The organism is Allobosea sp., from assembly GCF_048595345.1.
GTDB lineage: Bacteria > Pseudomonadota > Alphaproteobacteria > Rhizobiales > Beijerinckiaceae > Allobosea.
In genome coordinates this window covers 1-12,989 of record NZ_JBMDWH010000047.1, presented here as the reverse complement: position 1 = coordinate 12,989, position 12,989 = coordinate 1, and the positions used below count along the sequence as shown (strand labels likewise).

Below are 12,989 nucleotides of genomic sequence, written 5' to 3'. Positions count from 1 at the left end.
TCAGCGCGCGTAGATGGGGAAGGCTTTGGTCAGCTCCGCGACCTTCGCCCTCGCGCCCTCGACGACAGAATCCGAGTTTCCGGCGCCTTCCGCCTCCAGCAGGTCGGCGATGACGCTGCCCAGAATGCGGAACTCCGGCTCCTTCATGCCGCGTGTCGTCGCGGCGGCGACACCGAGGCGGATGCCGACCCATTCGGGCGGGCGCGGGCTGTCGTTGGGGATGGGGTTCTTGTTCGTCGTGATGTTCGCGCGGGCGAGGACGTTCTCGGCCTGTTTGCCGATGAGGTTCTTGCTCGTGAGATCGACGAGCACGATGTGGGTATCGGTCCCGCCGGAGACGATGCGGACGCCTCGCGACGTCAGGGTTTCGGCCAGGGTGCGGGCATTCGCGATGATCTGCGCGGCATAGGCCTTGAAGTCGGGGCGCAACGCCTCACCGAGACAGACGGCCTTGGCGGCCAGGACCTGGCTGTGCAGCGAGCCTTGCACGCCCGGGAAAACCGCCGCCTGCAGCTTCTTGAACCAGGCTTCGTTGTTGGTGAGGATGAGGCCGCCGCGCGGCCCGCGCAGCGTTTTCGTGGTGGTGCAGGTCACGATATCCGCATGCGGAAACGGCGAGGGATGCGCGCCCCCGGCGACGAGGCCTGCGATATGGGCCATATCCACGAGGAACCAGGCCCCGATCTTCTTGGCGATGCTGCCCATACGCTCGAAATCGAGGGTGCGCGGATAGGCCGAGCCGCCCGTGATCAGCAGCGTCGGGCGGACACGCTCGGCAATCCGCTCCATCTCGTCATAGTCGATCACCTCCGTCTCGGGATCGACGTTGTAATTATGCGATTCGAACCAGCGACCCGACAGGTTGCCCTTCATTCCATGGGAAAGATGGCCGCCGGCCGCAAGATCGAGCGAAAGGACCTTGTCGCCCGGCTTCAGCAGCAGGAAGAAGACGGCGAGGTTGGCCTGTGTGCCCGAATGCGGCTGCACATTCGCATAATCGCAGCCGAACAGTTCCTTGGCACGGTCGATCGCCGCCTGCTCGGCGATGTCGACGAACTCGCCGCCGCCATGGAAGCGGTTGCCCGGATATCCCTCGAGGGTCTTGTTCGTCATCTCATGGCCGAGCGCATCTAGCACGGCGCGGCTGACGATGTTCTCGGAGGCGATCAGCTCGATCTGGTCCTGCTGCCGCTTCCGCTCGCTGTCAAGCGCCCCGGCGATCAGAGGATCGGTCTCGTGAACCGACGCGGTGAAATACTCTCTCGTTGCATCGCTCACGGCAGATCCCCCTCGATCGGCGATTGGTCGCCGACGACGCTACGGCATGAAACGGGCAAAGAAAATTTAATAATTCTTGATCGTTGATTTAGCACCAGTAATCATTTGAGTTCTCGAACTCACCGGTGCTTCATGGACCTGTCCCGCCTGCGCGCGTTGCGAGAGCTGTCGATCCGGAAAACGATGGCAGCCGCGGCCGAGGCCCTTCGCGTGACGCCTTCGGCGGTGTCGCAGGCCATCGCTCAACTCGAGGACGAACTCGGCATCGATCTCGTCGAGCGAAGAGGGCGCGGCGTCGAACTGACGCCGGCCGGACGGCAGCTCGTTCAGCGCGCCGAGCGCGTCCTGATCGAGCTGGAAGCGGCGCATGCAGACATCGCGGACATGAAGAAGATCGTGGCGGGGCAACTCCGGGTCGCGGCATTTCCCTCGATCGCGGCCGCGTTGATCGCAGGCACCATCCACGATCTCGTCCGATTGCACCCTCAGCTCTCCGTCCAGTTCGATGAGATGGAGCCAACCGAGAGTCTCGCGGCATTGCGGGGCTGGCAGGTCGACATCGCCGTCATCGACGATCTCAACGTGCCGCCGGGGGCGATCGATCCCGGCATCCAGACCAAACCGCTGATCGAGGACGTGTTCAACGTGATGGTCTCGCGCGACCATCCGCTCGCCGGGCAGCCGAGCGCGGCGCTTTCGGACCTTCGAAACGAGCGCTGGGCGCTCGATACGGCTTCGCCGGCCTATAATCGCATGATCAACGAGGCATGCCAGGCCGCCGGCTTCAATCCCAACATCGTCGCCCGCTGCAAAGGATTCGAGGTCACGATCGCGCTCATCAGAGAAGGCTATGGCATTTCGATCCTGCCCGGCCTTCGCGCGAGCTACGATTTGGAAGATGTCTGGGTCTGCAGGCTCACGCCGGAAATCCGTCGGAGAATTTCGTTGGCGTTCCGAAAGGGAGAGAAGTTGCCCCCCGCGATCGCCGCGTTCGTCACGCAGCTGGAAAGCAGGATCGGACGCCGGGCCATCCCGTCCGGAGCCGCCCCGCTCGGTTGAAATCGGTTCCGCCTCGCGGCGCGCAGTGCGGTGCCCGCTTCCGTCCGGCCGAAGCCGTCGCCGCATCGAGGTGCCCTTCGCTGATGGATATCGGCAGATCGGAATCGCCCGACTCGATGCCGGAACAGAGTTCGCAAGCAGGCCGATTCTGTCCGGGAATGGTGGGCCGGGCCGGACTCGAACCGGCACCGGCGCTGTTATGAGCAGCGAGCTCTAACCATTGAGCTACCGGCCCGCTCCTCGCCTACAACATCGGCCGCAAAAGAAAAACCCCGCGGCGTGCCGCGGGGTCGTGGGAGGCGGTGCGGGCTGAAGGCTCTCAGGCGGCCTCGGCGTGATCGCTGTTTTCATGCGCCGCGGCATGCCCCTCGCGGAACTGGAACCGGGCGATATGCTCGGTCAGGGCGCGGGTCTGCTCGTCGGTGAGCGCGAGCGCGGCGTTGGTCTCCTCCACGAGGGCCGCATTCTGATGCGCCATGGCGCCGATGCCGTCGATCTCGTGGTTGATCGCCGAGACGTCGCTGGCTTGGCTGCGCGCGGTCTGGGAGATGCCGTTCATCAGCCCCGTCAGCTCGTTGACCGAGGAGACGATCGCCCCGAACATCGCCGAGGTCTCCTCGACCAGCCCGACGCCGACCTTGACGTCGCCATGGGCGGCCTCGACCAGCTTCTTGACATCGTTGGAGGCGTCGGCCGAGCGCTTGGCGAGGCTGCGGACCTCGGAGGCGACCACCGCGAAGCCCTTGCCGGCATCGCCGGCGCGCGCCGCTTCCACCGCCGCGTTCAGCGCCAGCAGATTGGTCTGGAAGGCGATTTCGTCGATCATCGCAATGACCTCCGAGATCTTGCTGGAGGACTGGCGGATGCGCTGCATGGCTTCCAGCGCCGAGGCGACGACGGTCTCGCCCCGCTGCGCCCGCTCCTCGGCGGTCTGCGCCATGCCGGTCGCCTGGGCGGCTTCGGTCGCTGTCTTCTTCACCGTGCCGGCGAAGGCGCCGAGCTGATTGGTCGCCATCGAGACGGCGTTGCTTTCCTCGCTGGTGCGCTCGGCGAGGTCGGTGACGCCGTCGAGAATCTCGCTGGTGGCGCTGCGCACCGCCGAAACCGTCGCGGACAGACGGGCGAGCGTGCTCTCGAACTCTTCGGCCAGCTGATTGGTGCCGTCCTTCAGCTCGGCGAAGGCTCCGCTGTAGATCCCTTGGATGCGGGCGGAAAGCTGGCCGGCGGACAGCTCGGACAGGACCGAGCAGGTCTCGGAAAGGCCGGACTGCACCGTCTCCAGCAGCTCGTTGACCGAACCGGCGAGCGCGTTGAGCTCCGGATCGGCGAACTGGGCCGCGACGCGCTGGGTGAAATCGCCGGCGGCGGCGGCGGCGACGACGACGCCGAAGGCTTCGCCCAGCTCGCGCATCATCTCGCGGCGCTGGGCCTGCATGCGCTGCTCGTCCTCGACCTTGGCCGCCTCGGCCGCGCGCAGCGCCACCGCGTTGTCGCGGAAGAGCAGGACGCTCTTGGAGATGTCGGAAATCTCGTCATTGCCGCGGGTGTCGACTACGGTGTCGAGCTTGCCGTTCGCGATGGCCCCGGTGGCGGCCCAGAGCCGGTTGAGGCGGCCGACGATCTGCGGGCGCACATAGAAGAGCGCGAGTGACAGCGCGATCAGCAGGGAGCCCGCGCCGAGGATGCCGAGCCACATCACGCTCTGATGGATGACCTCGGAGCTGGACGCGCTGGCGGCGGCGGCACTGTTGCGGGCATTGCTCACGAGTTCATCGACAGCGGCGCGCACCCCGGCGGCGGCCTTGCGCGCATCGTTCAGACCCTGGGCCATCGCGGCCCGGGTTTCGAATTCGCGCTCGCGGATCACCACGACGCCGTTGCGGTCGGCGCTCAGATTGATGATCGCCTGAACGGCACTGCTGCGCTCCTCGTTCCGGCGCAATGCCTCGGCATCGGCGAGCAGCGCCATCAGCCGCTTGTTGCTCGCATTGAGCTGGATCTTCAACTGCGCGAAGCGCTGGGGAGTCTCGCTCTGCGCGATCTCGCGCAGCAGGCCGACCAGCTCGCTGGCCTGCAGCTGCAGCGCCTGCAGCGCGTTGAACAGGGCCAGGTCCTTGTCGACGACCTCGTTGAGCGCGGATTCGAGCTTGCCGCCCTCCACCTGGGCGGCGGAGGAGATACCCATCTTCAGGTTGAACTGCGCATCCGACGTCTCGAAATCGGCGATGGCGGTGAAGGCGTCGCGGGCCTTGGCGAGCCGGGCGAGAGCGGCCGTCTGCTGCGCGACGTTGCGAAGCCGGTCGCCCGTCAGATTGTCGATCTCGTTGATCTGTCGCGCCAGGTTGTCGATCGCCTTCTGGGTATTCGACTGATCGACCTTTCCGATCTGGAAGATCTTGCGCATCAGCTCCATCTGGCGCGCCTCGGCCTGGTCGAGCTCGCCGGTGAGGGCGGAGCGCTCCTGCACCGTCGCGACCTCGCTGAAGCGCGCGGCCAGCGCGTTGGACTGGGTGGCGGCCTGCGAGAGCTCGAGCGCCAGCTGGACCACCGGCATCTTCTGTTCGACGAGGCCGTCCACGGTCGCTTCGACGCGCTGGTAGGAGAACCACGCCACGCCCGTCGAGATGATCGTCAGGGCGGTGAGTGTGCCCAGTGCAGCATAGATTCGCGAAGCGATACCGATCCGCATCGGCTTGCGCTCGCGCGTCTTGGCTTTGGTCATGTGTTCCGCTCCGAGGGACGCGACGCTGAAGGAGATAGGCCGGGAGCCGGGAGCGCCGAACGGAAGAGGCGGGCAACGACCCGCGCGGTTCGGAGCCCCCGCCATCGCGCGTCGCGACGGCCGGCGCTCTACCCACGGTCGTAGCCCAGGCCTTCCCCCCATCGCCGCGATCCGGCTTGATGAGGAGAAGCTGCGGCCTGCGCGCTTAAAGAACGTTTAAAATTGGATTCTTTTGAATCACTCCACACGCAGGACGAGTGACGTTCCGTTAGGAAGTCGGCCGCTGCGAAGCGCTGTCGTCGAAGACCGCCGGGCGCCTCGACGCGGCGTGCCTATCGAGGCACGGGGCGCGGGCGGCCTTCTTCGTCGATCGCGACGAAGGTGAAGGTGGCATCGGTCACCTTTTCGTGAATCGTGGTACGGAAGCGCCGGGCCCAGGCTTCGACATGGATCTTCATCGAGGTGCGGCCGACCGACTCGATCTCGGTATAGACGCTGAGCACGTCGCCGACCTTCACCGGGCGAATGAAGGTCATCGCATCCACCGCCACCGTCACCACGCGGCCCTGCGCGCGATCGACCCCCGCGATGCCGCCGGCCGCGTCCATGCGCGACATCACCCAGCCGCCGAAGATGTCGCCATTGGCATTGGTATCCGCCGGCATCGCATTGATGCGGACGGTGAGCTGGCCGCGCGGCGCCTCGTCCCCGCTGACACCGATCTCGCCCATGATCGCCCCCTCGCCGCGCAGCAACGCGCCCGTACCCGACTTTCGTCGATAGCGGGAAGCCGCGATGGCTTCAACCGGCTCAGGCCGAGGCCGGCAGGCTGCCGCCCGAGGAGGCGCGCCGCGCCCGCATCATGAGCCAGCAGACGATGGCGAGGTTGAGGAGGTTCCAGGCCAGCCCGTTGAGGAAAGCCGCGCGATAGGAGGCGAAGGCGTCGAAGATCGCGCCGGAGACATAGCCCCCGAAGGCCATGCCGAGGATCGTCGCCGACATCACGATGCCGATGCGCGTGCCGGCCTCCCGCGCCGGCAGATATTCGCGGATGATTACCGCATACATCGGCACGATCCCGCCCTGGAACAGGCCGAAGATGCCGGTGACGATGAACAGCGAGGTCAGCCCGTCGAACCAGAGATAGAGAAAGAGCGCGAGCCCCTGCATCAGGGAGCCCAGCGCCAGCGTCGCGGCCCCCCCGATCCGGTCCGCGACGAAGCCCGAACCGATGCGGCTGATGATGCCGAGCGCAAGCATCAACGAGAGCATTTCAGCGCCGCGCGCCACGCCATAGCCGAGATCGCCGCAATAGGCGACGATATGGACCTGCGGCATCGCCATGGCGACGCAGCAGGAGAAGCCCGCGACGGCGAGCAGCCATTGCAACTGGTTGGGCGTGAGCCCCAGATCGCCCCGCGCCCCGGCGCTGGCGGCTTCGGCGGCCGCCAGGCTCGCGGCGGAGGGCCGGCGGCGGAAGAACCCGGCGAAGGGAAGCATCACCGCGAGCACGGCGAGGCCGATGCCGATATGCGTCGCGCGCCAGCCGTGATGGGCGACGCCCCAGGTGATCACCTGCGGCCAGATCACCCCCGCCAGATAGCTGCCCGAGGCGCCGAACACGACGGCGAGCCCGCGATGGCGCCGGAACCAGTGCGAGAGGTCGGCGATGAGCGGCGAAAACCCCGCCCCGCCCCCGACGCCGATGAAAAGATGGACGAGCGCGAACTGCCAGAGCGTCTGCGTCACCCCCGCGATCATATAGCCGCCGCCGAGCAGCAGCGCGCCCAGGACGATCGGGACGAGAATGCCGTAGCGGTCGGCGATGCGCCCCATCGCAATATTGCCGAAGCCGAAGCCCAGCATCACGCAGGTATAGGGCAGGGACGCGCCCGCGCGCAGCGTCCCGAACTCCTGCTGCACCGAGGGCAGCACCACGACGACCGACCAGGTGCCGACGCAGGCGGCCGTGCCGACGATCAGCGCGATCGCGAGACGCAGCCAGGCATAGGGGGAATCGGGCGCATAGCGCGCCGCATCGTCGGTGGGGGCCATGTTTCCTCGGCGGGCGGCTGACGCGACCTTCAGTCCGAGGCTTACCAGCTACCAGCCGACACACAACTGCCGCCGGCACGGGCCGGGGCTGCATTTCGCAACGGAAAAGCCGCAGCCCGGAGGCTGCGGCTTCCGATACCGACGAGCCGCGGGCCGGTCAGGCGGCGCGGCGCTCGTGGCGGCCCTCGTTCACCTCCTCGATGATCTTGGCGACGAAGGCCGGCAGGTCATTGGGGTTGCGCGAGGTGACGACGCCCTTGTCGGTGACGACCTCCTTGTCCTCCCATTGCGCGCCGGCATTGATGAGGTCCTGCTTCATCGTGTTGTAGGAGGTGAGCTTGCGGCCCTTGGCGATGCCGGTGTCGATCAGCAGCCAGGGCGCATGGCAGACGGCCGCGACCACCTTGCCCTGTTCGAAGAAGCTCTTGATCAGAGAGAGCGCCTTGTCGTTGCCCCGCAACGTGTCGGGGTTCATCTGCCCGCCCGGGAGCACGATGGCGTCGTAGTCGTCGGCACGGGCCTGGTCGAGTGCGCGGTCGACCTTGACCGGGCGGCCCCAATCCTTCTTGTCCCAGCCCTTGATCTCGCCCTGCTCGGGCGAGACGATCTCGACGGTGGCGCCGGCCTTCTGCAGGGCGGCGTGCGGCACGTCGAGCTCGGACTGCTCGAAGCCGTTGGTGGCGAGAATCGCGATTTTCTTTCCGGCCAGATCGCTCATGGTGTTCTCCTGAACTATTGGAATGTGTTCAGGAGAACGATGCCGGGCCGGAAGCGTTCCCGGACAAAAGGACGCGTCGACCTCAGCGGAAGATGCGCTCACCCTCCATGTCGACGATCTGCTGGCCCTTGGTCAGCGTGAAGTTCGCCGCATCCTCCTCACCGGGAAAGCGATCCGCCCGCACGAAGCGATGGCTCTTCGTCTCGCCGTCGACGACCTTCTCGATCACGCCGCAGAGCTGATAGCCGCCCTCTTCCTTGTAGGGGGTGGCGTGGATGGTGAAGCCGTTGTGCTCGATGCTCTTCAGCGGCCCCTTGGGCTTCTCCTCGGCGGGCTTGCGGCCGCCGCCGAACAGCGACTTCAGGAAGGACATCGCGGCACTCCTCAGGCCCGGACGATCGAGCAGATCAGCGACGGCACCGCCATCGATGCGGCAGAAGTAGTCGCCCACGCCGGCCCTGCCAAGCGCCGGCTCCCTGTGCAGGGCGCTCTTGGCAAGCGCGGGCGGCTGGATTATGCAGCGCTCAGCGGGCGCCCTGCCCGTTCGTAAGCGTCTCACGTCAGGCAACGCATCCCCTCGGCTCGGCCGTCAGGATGCCCATCGATGGCCTGCCGCTTGCGAAAGACCAAACCCATGACCCGTTCGACCGATCGTCGCCTCCCCGCCCGTTATGGCGCGGTGGTGATGCCTTTCATCCTCTCGGTGCTGATGACCTTCGTGGTTTCCGGCATCGCCACGCTCAAGGCGCTGGGCGCGAGCCCTGAGATGCTGAGCGTCTGGCCCGTCTCCTGGGGCCTCTCCTGGCTGGTCGCCTTCCCGACCCTGCTGGTCATCCTGCCGCTGGTGCGCCGGCTGGTCGCACTCGTCGTGGCGCCGCCGGCCTGACCCCGGCTCATGCCGCGAGGTGCAAAGCCACCTCGCGGCGATGCGGCCGGGCGCGGTGCTCGAAGAGATAGACGCCCTGCCAGGTGCCGAGCACGAGCCGCCCGCCCATCACCGGGATCGACAGGCAGACCGGCGTCAGCGCCGCCTTGATATGGGCGGGCATGTCGTCCGGCCCCTCGGCGCGATGCACGAGATAATCCATCGCCGGATCGTCGGCGGAGGGCACCAGCCGCTGGAAAAAGGCCTGCAGATCGCGCTGCACATCCGGATCGGCATTTTCCTGGATCAGCAGGGAGCAGGAGGTATGGCGCACGAAGACGGTCATCAGCCCGCTCGCCTCCCCGCTCTCGCGCAGGAACTGCACGACACGGGGCGTGAACTCGTAGAGGCCGGTGCCGCGCGTTTCGATGGTCAGGACGGTTTGGCGCACCGAAGCCTCAACGCTCGGTTAGCGCCAGCTTGGCGCCGAGCGCGACGAAAGCAGCCGCGAAGCTGCGCCGGAGCCAGGCCATCACCGAAGGCCGCCCCACCACCTTGTCGCGCATCACCGCGGCGAAAGCGCCATAGAGCGCGAAAACCACGAAGGTCATCGCCATGAACACGGCCGACAGTTCGAGCATCCGCGCCATCGGGCTCGCCTCCTCGGCCGCGATGAACTGCGGCAGGAAGGCGACGAAGAAGATCGAGAGCTTGGGGTTGAGCAGATTGAGCGCCAGGCCGTCGCGCAGCACCCGCCACGCCGAGCGGCTGTCCGGCCGCGCATCGACCGAGAGCGCGCCATGCTCCTTCAGCGTCTGCCAGGCCATGAACAGCAGATAGGCGACGCCGGCATATTTCACGATGCCGAAGGCGAGCGCGCTGGCATGCAGCAGCGCCGCAAGCCCCATCATCGCTGCCAAGAGATGCGGCACGATCCCCAGCGTGCAGGCGAAGGCCGCGAGAAGGCTCGCCCGCGAGCCGCGCGTCAGCCCTGCCGCGATGGTGTAGAGCGCGCCGGTCCCGGGCGAAGCGACGATGATGAGTGAGGTCAGCAGAAATTCGGGGGACATGGCGAAGACCTCCCTGAGGGAGCGCTCAGAAAGCCCTCTCGGCCGCGCAAGATCAAGCGGCCGGCGCGAATCAAAACTTAGGCATTGACCTAACTATTGTCAGACTGGTAGCAAGCCACATGGCTGCTGCCGCGATCTCGCTCGACGACACCTTCCGTGCCCTCGCCGATCCGACGAGGCGCGCCGTGGTTCAGGCGCTGGGCCGCGGTCCGGCGTCCGTGAGCGAGCTGGCGCGGCCCTTCGACATGGCCCTGCCCAGCTTCCTCCAGCATCTCAGACTGCTGGAGGAGACGGGACTGGTCACGACCATCAAGACCGGGAGGATCCGCCTCTGCACCTTGCGGGCAGAGCCTCTCGCGGCAGCCGAACGCTGGCTCGAAGACCAGCGCAGCCTCTGGACGAAACGCCTCGACCAGCTCGACAGGCTGGTCCTCGACATGAAAGCTGAGGAGGACGCCCCGTGACCGACGCCCACGCAACCCATTTCGACCCCGCGCTCGATCTCGAATTGCGGCGGGAGGCGGCTGTCCCGCCCCGCCTCGTCTGGCGCGCCTGGACGGAACCCGAGTTGCTGATGCAATGGTTCACGCCCGCGCCCTGGCGCACGACAGCCTGCGAGCTCGACGTGCGGCCGGGTGGGAAGTTCCGGACCGTGATGGAAGGCCCCGCCGGCGAAAAGCACGACAACGCCGGTTGCGTGCTGGCCGTCGAGCCCGAGCGCTTCCTGCTGTTCACCGACGCGCTCGGCCCCGGGTTTCGCCCGCTGGGCTCGGGGTTCATGACCGCCTCGGTCACGATCGAGCCGACGGCGACCGGCACGCTCTACGTCGCCCGCGCCTATCACAAGGACGCGGCCGGCAAGGAGCAGCACGAACAAATGGGCTTCCACCAGGGCTGGGGCGCGGCCTGGGAGCAGTTGGTGGGGTTGGTGGGGAGGTTGTGAGGGGATTGCGCTTTGCTTTTACCGCAACCTCAAGGGCAACGAGTTTTCTCGGAACCACTCGGGTCATCCCGGACAAGCTGCGAAGCAGCGCCGATCTGGGATCCATCATGGAGCGTCGGCGCTCTTCGATGGATCCCGGGGCAAGCCCGGGATGACGGCGTGTTTCAGTGCAAAACTGAGCAGGCCTGCTATGTAGCTTTCACTGTTCGGGATCGAGTCCGGAACGGCGTTCTTGCCATTGGTGATAGGTCCAGCGACCGTCAGCGGTCTTCCATTCGATGCGGCCATTCGCGTTTCGGTCAAGAACGACTGCAGCTGCCGCTGAAGGGCTTGAGAAACCGAAGTCCCGCGCAAATATGAATTTGCTACCGTCAAAGGAAGTCGCCAAGACACCCTGCGCGATCAGTTCGTCTTTTAAGCCTTGGTAGCCACGGCCGACATTCTGCGTATCTTTCCGAGCTTCTGATCCCGAACGGACAATAAACTCGTCATCCACTTCGATAGCAGATGCTTTGACTCCGCTCCTATGAACGATTTCAAAAACGACATCACTATTTGACGGCGTCACTACTTCACCGGCAGAGCTTTGGGTGAGCTGCGGCCTAGGCTTCAAAAGGTCCAGCCCGATCGTGGGTAATACGACCCGAAGATTAGCGAGGAACGCCTCCATGTTCGCGCGATCAGCCTCCGGCAAACGACGGCGTTCGGCATCAGGCGCCTGCCCATTGTCCAGTTGAACCCGACCGGCCGCCTTTGCCATCTCGATAAGTCTGGCTTCGAGATAGCGGACATGACCCTTGGTCAGCGCTTCATCAGACGTCGTGATAACGACGGCGTGCTCCCAAAAGGCACGCGCACCGGCACTTTGAGCGATCCGCTCTCTAACGCTATCAGCCTCGCCAATATACGTCCGCATCTTCAGCGGATTCTCTGGATCGGGACCGTAAAGGATATAGACCCCAGTCCGATCGACCTCATGACGTGCAAGCAGACGGCCAAAATTGGACTGGTTGGACAGGAGGATAGAACCCGTCCACCCGTGGATCGAGGCAATCATCAATCCGTTGGGTGAGCCATCGACCAAGAAAAGCTGAATGCTGCGCCCAAAGACTTCCGGGGTTTCGAGCGCAGCAATCATGTCAGTTATCCAGGAAGCTCCTGAGCTTCCTCGACCGGCTCGGATGCTTGAGCTTCCTCAGCGCCTTGGCCTCGATCTGGCGGATGCGCTCGCGGGTCACGCTGAACTGCTGGCCGACCTCTTCGAGGGTGTGGTCGGTGTTCATGCCGATGCCGAAGCGCATGCGCAGCACGCGCTCCTCGCGGGGCGTGAGCGAAGCGAGCACGCGCGTCGTCGTCTCGCGCAGATTCGACTGGATCGCCGCATCGATCGGCAGGATCGCGTTCTTGTCCTCGATGAAGTCGCCGAGATGGCTGTCTTCCTCGTCGCCGATCGGCGTTTCGAGAGAGATGGGCTCCTTGGCGATTTTCAGGACCTTGCGGACCTTCTCCAGCGGCATCGCCAGCTTCTCGGCCAGCTCCTCCGGGGTCGGCTCGCGGCCGATCTCGTGCAGCATCTGGCGCGAAGTCCGCACGATCTTGTTGATCGTCTCGATCATGTGGACCGGGATGCGGATGGTGCGGGCCTGGTCGGCGATCGAGCGGGTGATCGCCTGCCGGATCCACCATGTCGCATAGGTCGAGAACTTGTAGCCCCGGCGATACTCGAACTTGTCGACCGCCTTCATCAGGCCGATATTGCCTTCCTGAATGAGGTCGAGGAACTGCAGGCCGCGGTTCGTGTATTTCTTGGCGATCGAGATCACGAGGCGCAGATTGGCCTCGATCATCTCCTTCTTCGCCTGCCGGGCCTCGCGCTCGCCCTTCTGGACCATCAGCACGATCTTGCGGAACTCCTGGATCTCCAGCCCCGTCTCGGAGGCCAGCGTGTGGACCTCCTCGCGCAGATCCTTGATCCGGTCCTTCTCGGCGGCGACGAATTCCTTCCAGCCGCGCGAGCCGAGCTTGGAGACGCGCAGCAGCCATTTCGGATCGAGCTCGCCGCCGACATGCTGCTTGAGGAAGTCCTCGCGCGCCACGCCATAGCTCTCGGCCAGGCGGAGCAGGCGGGTTTCATGGCCGATCAGGCGCTTGTTGATGTCGTAGAGCTGCTCGACCAGCGCCTCGATGCGATTGTTGTTGAGCGAGAGCGACTTCACCGCGGTGATGATGTCGTCCTTGAGCTTCTTGTATTTGCGGTCCTGCGAGGGGGAGAGCTTGGC

Annotated in this window: 14 protein-coding genes and 1 tRNA gene; 4 read left to right on the top strand and 11 right to left on the bottom strand. The window is 65.5% G+C overall.

Annotation, left to right across the window (positions count from 1 at the left end):
* Window positions 1–1,278 carry a serine hydroxymethyltransferase gene (locus ACOJTB_RS05495; protein ID WP_420101514.1) on the bottom strand — a complete coding sequence of 426 codons (1,278 nt, stop codon included), beginning with the start codon at window positions 1,276–1,278 and terminating at the stop codon, window positions 1–3.
* Window positions 1,279–1,410: 132 nt separating this feature from the next.
* On the opposite strand from ACOJTB_RS05495, the gene ACOJTB_RS05490 reads away from it, so the two are divergent.
* Window positions 1,411–2,337 (top strand): LysR family transcriptional regulator, encoded by a 927-nt coding sequence (locus ACOJTB_RS05490; protein WP_420101513.1) that lies wholly within the window; start codon window positions 1,411–1,413, stop codon window positions 2,335–2,337.
* Window positions 2,338–2,496: 159 nt separating this feature from the next.
* Here the strand turns inward: ACOJTB_RS05490 and ACOJTB_RS05485 are convergent.
* The 6 genes from ACOJTB_RS05485 to ACOJTB_RS05460 form a co-directional block, all read right to left on the bottom strand.
* Window positions 2,497–2,572 (bottom strand) — tRNA-Ile (locus tag ACOJTB_RS05485).
* Window positions 2,573–2,656: 84 nt separating this feature from the next.
* Complete coding sequence (locus ACOJTB_RS05480; protein ID WP_420101512.1) at window positions 2,657–5,059, bottom strand: methyl-accepting chemotaxis protein; 2,403 nt, start codon at window positions 5,057–5,059, stop codon at window positions 2,657–2,659.
* Window positions 5,060–5,391: 332 nt separating this feature from the next.
* Window positions 5,392–5,790, bottom strand: coding sequence for an acyl-CoA thioesterase (locus tag ACOJTB_RS05475; RefSeq protein WP_420101511.1), 399 nt, complete (start codon window positions 5,788–5,790; stop codon window positions 5,392–5,394).
* 79 nt (window positions 5,791–5,869) lie between these two features.
* On the bottom strand, window positions 5,870–7,114 hold the full coding sequence (locus ACOJTB_RS05470; RefSeq protein ID WP_420101510.1) for an MFS transporter: 1,245 nt from the start codon (window positions 7,112–7,114) through the stop codon (window positions 5,870–5,872).
* Window positions 7,115–7,271: 157 nt separating this feature from the next.
* Window positions 7,272–7,832, bottom strand: a complete 561-nt coding sequence (locus tag ACOJTB_RS05465; RefSeq protein WP_420101509.1) for a type 1 glutamine amidotransferase domain-containing protein — start codon at window positions 7,830–7,832, stop codon at window positions 7,272–7,274.
* A gap of 82 nt (window positions 7,833–7,914) precedes the next feature.
* Window positions 7,915–8,205, bottom strand: coding sequence for an HlyU family transcriptional regulator (locus tag ACOJTB_RS05460; protein ID WP_420101532.1), 291 nt, complete (start codon window positions 8,203–8,205; stop codon window positions 7,915–7,917).
* Between the two features lie 261 nt (window positions 8,206–8,466).
* Between ACOJTB_RS05460 and ACOJTB_RS05455 the strand changes: the two genes are divergently transcribed.
* Window positions 8,467–8,718: a DUF2798 domain-containing protein gene (locus ACOJTB_RS05455; protein WP_420101508.1), complete on the top strand. Its 252-nt coding sequence runs from the start codon at window positions 8,467–8,469 to the stop codon at window positions 8,716–8,718.
* Between the two features lie 7 nt (window positions 8,719–8,725).
* On the opposite strand, the gene ACOJTB_RS05450 is transcribed toward ACOJTB_RS05455, so the two are convergent.
* Window positions 8,726–9,148, bottom strand: a complete 423-nt coding sequence (locus tag ACOJTB_RS05450) for a secondary thiamine-phosphate synthase enzyme YjbQ (RefSeq protein ID WP_420101507.1) — start codon at window positions 9,146–9,148, stop codon at window positions 8,726–8,728.
* Between the two features lie 7 nt (window positions 9,149–9,155).
* Window positions 9,156–9,767, bottom strand: coding sequence for a LysE family translocator (locus ACOJTB_RS05445; protein WP_420101506.1), 612 nt, complete (start codon window positions 9,765–9,767; stop codon window positions 9,156–9,158).
* A gap of 119 nt (window positions 9,768–9,886) precedes the next feature.
* On the opposite strand from ACOJTB_RS05445, the gene ACOJTB_RS05440 reads away from it, so the two are divergent.
* Complete coding sequence (locus ACOJTB_RS05440) at window positions 9,887–10,231, top strand: ArsR/SmtB family transcription factor (protein WP_420101505.1); 345 nt, start codon at window positions 9,887–9,889, stop codon at window positions 10,229–10,231.
* On the top strand, window positions 10,228–10,710 hold the full coding sequence (locus ACOJTB_RS05435) for an SRPBCC family protein (RefSeq protein WP_420101504.1): 483 nt from the start codon (window positions 10,228–10,230) through the stop codon (window positions 10,708–10,710). Before ACOJTB_RS05440 ends, ACOJTB_RS05435 begins: the two co-directional genes overlap by 4 nt.
* Window positions 10,711–10,909: 199 nt before the next feature.
* Here ACOJTB_RS05435 and ACOJTB_RS05430 read toward each other — a convergent pair whose 3' ends face one another.
* Both ACOJTB_RS05430 and rpoD read right to left on the bottom strand, forming a co-directional pair.
* Window positions 10,910–11,848, bottom strand: coding sequence for a GIY-YIG nuclease family protein (locus tag ACOJTB_RS05430; RefSeq protein WP_420101503.1), 939 nt, complete (start codon window positions 11,846–11,848; stop codon window positions 10,910–10,912).
* Window position 11,849: 1 nt separating this feature from the next.
* Window positions 11,850–12,989, bottom strand: a 1,140-nt coding sequence (rpoD, locus tag ACOJTB_RS05425; RefSeq protein ID WP_420101502.1) for an RNA polymerase sigma factor RpoD, incomplete at its 5' end; no start/stop codon positions are given.